General features: G+C 73.1%; 5 protein-coding genes. 1 reads left to right on the top strand and 4 read right to left on the bottom strand.

Annotated features, from left to right (window positions below; genetic code table 11):
* The 4 genes from MR1_RS18190 to mtrA all read right to left on the bottom strand — a co-directional run.
* Window positions 1–650: ComF family protein (locus MR1_RS18190; RefSeq protein ID WP_067250419.1), on the bottom strand; the 650-nt coding region annotated here is incomplete at its 3' end.
* Window positions 651–758: 108 nt separating this feature from the next.
* On the bottom strand, window positions 759–2,462 hold the full coding sequence (locus MR1_RS18195) for an LpqB family beta-propeller domain-containing protein (protein WP_067250423.1): 1,704 nt from the start codon (window positions 2,460–2,462) through the stop codon (window positions 759–761).
* On the bottom strand, window positions 2,459–4,147 hold the full coding sequence (mtrB, locus tag MR1_RS18200; protein WP_067250426.1) for an MtrAB system histidine kinase MtrB: 1,689 nt from the start codon (window positions 4,145–4,147) through the stop codon (window positions 2,459–2,461). The genes MR1_RS18195 and mtrB overlap by 4 nt, the downstream gene beginning before the upstream one ends.
* Window positions 4,148–4,153: 6 nt before the next feature.
* Window positions 4,154–4,834 carry an MtrAB system response regulator MtrA gene (gene mtrA / locus MR1_RS18205; protein ID WP_067250429.1) on the bottom strand — a complete coding sequence of 227 codons (681 nt, stop codon included), beginning with the start codon at window positions 4,832–4,834 and terminating at the stop codon, window positions 4,154–4,156.
* A 188-nt stretch (window positions 4,835–5,022) separates the two neighbouring features.
* On the opposite strand from mtrA, the gene MR1_RS18210 reads away from it, so the two are divergent.
* Window positions 5,023–6,272, top strand: a 1,250-nt coding sequence (locus tag MR1_RS18210) for a hypothetical protein (RefSeq protein WP_067250432.1), incomplete at its 3' end; no start/stop codon positions are given.

Here is a 6,272-nt window from a genome sequence, read left to right on the forward strand (position 1 = left end):
GCGACGCCGCCGACCACGCGGAAACCGGCGGCTCCGAGCGCCCGCGCCGCCTCGTCGAGCGTCGCGCCGGTGGTCACCACGTCGTCGACGACGAGGACCGACCAGCCGTCTCCCCCGCGCCGCGCCCGCATGCTGCCCGCGACGTTGCTCCGCCGTTGCGCCCTCCCGAGCCCTCGCTGGTCCCGCACCCGCCGGGTCGGGGTCAGGATCCGGCGCACCTGACCGCCCGTCCTGCGGGCGAGCAGCTCCGGGAGGCGGAACCCGCGACGCCGGAAGGACGCGTGCGCGGTGGGCACCGGGACGACGACGTCGACGGAATCCGCACCCGGCAGGCGCGCGGCGAGGCACGCGTCCGCCGCCGCGCGCATGGCGGGGACGAGGGCGGGCAGCAGGCTGGTCCTCCCGTGCTCCTTGATGTCGCGGACGACCTGCGCGACGACGCCCTCGTATCGCAGCCCCGCGTGCACCGGCAGGCCGTCCGGCGTCCGCACGCACACCGGATCGGGCCGGAGCTGCGCCCGGCAGGTCGTGCACAGCGAGGTCGTCACCGCCCCGCAGCCTGCGCACTCCGCCCCGAGGAGCATGTCGGCGATGTCCGCGCCGAGCAGTCTCAGGCGGTCAGGCGGCAGTGGCGGAGTGTTGTGGTCCATCCCGGCACCCTGCCGCAGCGGACCGCGCCGCGGGGACGCCCGCCCGGATCTGTGGGCCGTCCGTCGCCGGTCAGGACGGTGCAGGACGAGCCCGTGCCCGCCCGCGGATCACGGGCTGTCGATCTGGGTCGCCAGCACCTGCACGCCGGCGCGCTCCGAGGACCAGGTCGTGCCGCTGCGCATCCACAGCGCACCGTCGTCCCCGCGCAGCCGCACGTTCGAGACAGGCGCGGCGGGCGCCACCGCCTGCGCGGCCACCGGGGTGTCCGTCGTCGTCGACGGCCCGCCGACCATCTGCTCGATGAGCTCCGGCCGCCCGTCGTCCTCGGCCAGGATGCCCAGCGTCCGGTCGTCGAGCCAGACCAGGTCGCGGACCTCGCCGGGCACCCGCCCCGCGACGAAGTACGGCCGTCCGACGCCCGTCGGCTCCCCCTTCGCGTCGCGTTCGATGCCGGCGACCTCAATCCGCACCTGGGAGCCGACGGAGAGCGCCACGGCCACCCGAGCCCCGTCCCGGCTCACCGCCAGGGCGGAGATGCCCTGGGCGTCCTCGAACGCCGGCAGCGGATGGGAGACCACCGCGGGCGACCAGACCTGCACGCCGCCCGGGCTGGTGCGGGGCACGGTCCACGTGAACCCGTACGGATCCAGCGACGGTCTGATGAGGCCGGGGCGGCTGTCCAGCTCGTCCACCTGTTCGCCCGACACCGCGTACACACGGCCGCCGGTCGTCTGCACGATCGCCCGGGACGCCGCGCCGCTCGCCGTGATGGACGAGATCGGCTCCGGGAACCGTGCGATCGGCCCGGAGACGCCGTCGATCGGCGACACCTCGCTCCCGGACAGGTAGCCGAACCCGTCCTCCGTCAGCACGAGGGGGCGGGTGTCCACCGTGGTCGATGAGAAGGGCGCCGCCGAGGTGCCCAGCTCGGTGCCGTTCACCGTCAGGCGCACCTGGAGCACGCCGACCGCGGCCAGGCTCCGCTCGAGCTGCGTCCGCATCCGTGCGAGCGTGACGTCGTCGACGCCGAGCGCCGCCTGGCTCAGGTCCACCTCGGCGATCTGCGCGTCGACGGAGACCGTCTCCCGGCCGAGCTCGACGTCGCCGGTGAACGCGGTGCGCACCGACTCCACGAGCCAGGGGCTGGGGGCTCCCGCCACCAGGGCCTGGACGATGCGCGACGCGGTGTTCTTGCGCTTGGGGAACCATCGCACGTCCGGCACCAGATAGGTCCACGTCGCGTCGAAGTAGACCACCGGGTACGGCCGGAGGACGTCCTCGGCGGCGAAGGTCCGCGCGTCCAGCAGGATCCCGTCCGGCGCCCGGGCGATGCGCCACTGCCCCGCGTCGTCCTTCTTCAGCTCGTAGGAGACCTCCGCCGCGCCGGAGGCGACCGAGTAGGAGCCGTTCTGATCGATGGTCGCCGACTGCTGGATCGCGAGCCGGACGCTCGTCTCGTCCGTGTCCGCCTCGGGGGTCGGCCCCGCGTACCGGCGCTCCGCGGACGCGTCGATGGTGGCGCCGGCATTCGGCTTCCAGCTCTCCTGGAACGGACCGATGAGGAAGCTGCGGGCGACGTCCCAGTTGTCGGCGGGGTTCGCGGCGGCGTCGATGAACCCGCGCACGATCTGCTCGGGATCGGCGCCGTCCGAGGGCCCGCGGGCGAGGTAGGTCAGATCCGACTCGTCCGACGCACCGTCGCCCGAGTTCCCGGGCCGCACCTCGCCGGTCGTCGGGAGCGATGCGCACGCGGCCAGGCTCAGGGCCAGCAGCGCGACGACGGCGGAGCGGATGACGCGTCCGACGCTCATGAGTCCTCCTTCCCCGGTGCGGCGGAGGACGGCGGCTCCGCGCGCGGCACCACGATCGGCTCGGTGACGACACCGAGATCCGCCAGGCTCGTCTGGGGCTCCAGCGGGACCGGCGAGGGGCCGTCCAGCGTGCGACCGTGCCGCGGCAGGGTGAGCACGAAATTCGTCCCCACGCCCCGTTCCGACCACACGGCCAGCGTCCCGCCGTGCAGACGGGCGTCGCCGAGCGCGATGGACAGGCCGAGCCCTGTGCCGCCGATCGTCCGCTGTCGCGAGGGGTCCGCACGCCAGAACCGGTCGAACACCCGCGCGGCGTCCGCCGGCGCCATGCCCATCCCCGAGTCCTGCACGCCGACGGCGACCGCGTGCTGGTTGCTGTCCACCGTGATCACCACGGGCCGCCCCTCGCCGTGCTCGATGGCGTTGCCGATGAGGTTGCGCAGCACCCGGCGCACGCGCCGCGGATCCATGTCGACCGGCGTATGACCGCCCGGTGCCACGAAGCGCAGCTCCGTCCCGTGGCCGGCGGCGAGCGGGCGCAGCTCCTCGGTCATGTCCTCGGCCAGGTGCGCGAGGCTGGTCGCCTCCGTCTCCAACTGCACGGACCCGGCGTCGTAGCGGCTGATCTCGAGCAGATCCGCGAGGAGGGTGTCGAAGCGCTGCACCTGGGTGTGCAGAAGCTCCACGGTCCGGCCGGTCGTCGGGTCGAAGTCCGCGCGCTGGTCGTTGAGGATGTCGGCCGCGAGCCGGATCGTGGTCAGCGGCGTGCGCAGCTCGTGCGAGACGTCGGACACGAAGCGCTGCTGGACCAGCGAGAGCTCGCTGAGCTCCTTGATCTGCGCCTCGATGCTCTCGGCCATCGCGTTGAACGATCGCCCGAGCGTGGCGAGCTCGTCGTCGCCGCGCACCGGGAGGCGCACGGCCAGCTCCCCCGCCGCCAGCCGGGCACTGGTCTCCGCGGCCTCCGTCACCGGCTGGACCACCGACCGCAGCGCCACCCATGCGATCGCGGCAATGAGGGCGACGAGGACGATCCCCGCCACCCACAGCACGCTCTGCACGAGCTGGAGGGTCTGCGCGGTGTCGGCGAGGTCGTACGCGATGTAGAGCTCGTACGCGCCCGCCCCGGGCAGCGTCAGGAGCTGCCCGACGACGATCCCGGCGTGCGCGGGCCCCTCCCCGTCCTCCAGGGCCACGGGCTGCCACCACTGCGTGTCCGCGTGCTCGATCACCGCCCGCTGGAGCTGCGGCGAGATCAGCGACTCCGTCATCCCCCGCTGGTACCCGGGCGGCGCCGTCAGCGACGGTGCGTCGTCGACGCGGCGGATCGTGATCATGTCCGACGAGGAGAACGTGCCCAGTCGCTCGATCGCGTCGCGCATGAGGCCGTCCAGAGCGGAGCGCTCTCCCTGCGCATCACCGGAGTTCAGCACGGACTGCGCGGAGGCGGTCGCTCGCTGCGCGTCGTCCAGCACCTGGGCCTTGCGCGCCTCCCAGAGGTTGTTCTGGATGGCCAGGGCCATCGCCACGCAGGTCACCAGGATCGCCACCGAGGTCAGGGCGAGGGTGACCACCAGCGTGCGGAACCGCAGCGAACTGCCCCAGAGCGCGGCGAGCGCCTGCGGCCAGCCCCTCCAGTCGCGCACGATCGCGGAGCCGGAGACCGGGGACGATGCGGGCGGCACGATGGCCTAGCCCGCGCTCCCGGCCCGGTAGCCGACGCCGCGCACGGTCATGACGATCCGGGGGTTGTCGGGGTCGAGCTCGACCTTCGCGCGCAGCCGCTGCACGTGCACGTTGACCAGCCGGGTGTCGGCCTTGTAGTGGTATCCCCAGACCTGTTCCAGCAGCATCTCGCGGGAGAAGACCTGCTGCGGCTTGGAGGCCAGGGCCACGAGGAGCTGGAACTCCAGCGGCGTCAGCGCGATCGGGTCCGTTCCCCGGCGCACCTCGTGCGCATCGACGTCGATCGTGAGATCCCCGATGCGCAGCACGTCCGTGCTCGATTGGGGCGTCGGACGGAGGCGAGTGCGGATCCGGGCGACGAGCTCCTTGGGATTGAACGGCTTGATGATGTAGTCGTCGGCGCCGACCTCGAGCCCGCGGACCACGTCGGCCGTGTCGCTGCGCGCGGTGAGCATGATGATCGGGACGCCGGACTCCGCCCGGATGCGGGTGCAGATCTCGATCCCGTCCATGCCCGGGAGCATGAGGTCCAGCAGCACGAGGTCGGGACGCTGGGTCCGCCACTCCTCCACGGCACGGGCGCCGTCCGCGCAGAAGACCGGTTCGAAGCCCTCGGTGCGCAGCACGATGCCGATCATCTCGGCGAGAGCCGTGTCGTCGTCGACCACGAGGATGCGTGAGGTCATGGTGCCCAGTCGTCTTTCGTCGCTCGAATGCAGGCGCGGACGATCCACGGCGCCCCCGCATGGGCACCAGCGTACTTCACCGCCGCGCGACCGACGGGGAGGCCCGGTGGCGGGTCGGCCGCGGCCCCGGGCCCGCCGGAGCCGGGTGTGACACGATGGACGCAGATCCACGACCTCCGGAGGAGCACGTGAGCGGACCGACCTGGACACCCGCCCCCCGCCCGGGGCTGATCCCGCTGCACCCGCTGGGCTTCGGCACCCTCCTGGGGAAGGCCTTCGCCGCTCTGCGCCACAACCCCAAGGTGCTGTTCGGTTTCGCGGTGGTCGTCCAACTCGTCGTCGTGATCGTCACCGCCGCCCTGCTCGGCGCCGTCATGGTCGGCGCCTTCTCCCGGCTGAACACCCTCCGCCAGGGCTCCGACGAGTTCCTCACGATCCTCATCGGCTCGACGGCCCTCGTGGCCGTGGCCGGGATCGCGATCAGCCTCGGGTCCGTCGCCTTCTCGGCTCTTGTCCAGGGCGTCGTCGCCTCCGACGTGGCGGCCGCCGTGCTCGGCGACAAGGCGACGCTCGGGGCCCTGTGGCGCCGCGTGCGTCCCGTCGCATGGCGGCTCATCGGATACGCCCTGCTGCTGGGCGTCGCCGTCTCCGCGCTCCTCCTGCTCCTGGCCGCCGTCACGTTCGGCGGGATCGGCGCCCTGGGCGGGTACTCGGAGGCGTCCCTGGCGATCGCGACGGTCGTCGCGATCCTCGCCTTCCTCGGCGCGCTCCCCCTCGGGATCTGGCTGAACACGAAGCTGCTGCTCGTGCCGAGCGTCCTCGTGCTGGAGCGGGCGACGATCCGCGGCGCGATCGTGCGGTCGTGGCGGCTGACCCGAGGACGGTTCTGGGTCGCCTTCGGGGTGACGGCGCTGATCGGGCTCATCATGGGCCTGGCGGCGCAGGTCGTCGGCATGCCGGCCTCGATGCTCAGCTCCCTGTTCATCCCCGTGATCGCGCCCACCGGGACCAACGACGCCTCCGCCATCGCGGGGTTCGTGCTCGCGATGCTCGTGCCGCAGCTGCTGATCATCGTGATCCAGGCGATCGCCACGGTCGTCCAGGCCACCGGTGCCACGCTCGTCTACCTGGACTGCCGGATGCGGCACGAGGGCCTGGACCAGGACCTGCTCGCGGCCGTGGAGCGGCGCCAGGCCGGACAGGATCTCGGCTCCGACCCGTTCGCCGTCGACCCGTCACGCGCCGTGACCGCCGAGTACCGGCCGCTGCAGAAGACGGTGTGGGACTCCGCAGCCGCCCCCTATCCCGGGCCCGCCCCCTTCCCTGTCGGTACCCCGTACCCGCCCGCGCCCGGCTCCGTCCCGCCCGGGTCGTACCCGCCCGCGCCCGGGTCCTTCGCGCCGTCCGGATCCTCCGTCCCGCCGTACGCGACGCCGGC

This window comes from Microbacterium resistens NBRC 103078, assembly GCF_001552355.1.
GTDB lineage: Bacteria > Actinomycetota > Actinomycetes > Actinomycetales > Microbacteriaceae > Microbacterium > Microbacterium resistens.

Bases quoted from the DNA above. Each gene is read 5' to 3' on its own strand.
- mtrA (WP_067250429.1), bottom strand. From the start codon at position 4,834: ATGACCTCACGCATCCTCGTGGTCGACGACGACACGGCTCTCGCCGAG.
- MR1_RS18195 (WP_067250423.1), bottom strand. From the start codon at position 2,462: ATGAGCGTCGGACGCGTCATCCGCTCCGCCGTCGTCGCGCTGCTGGCC.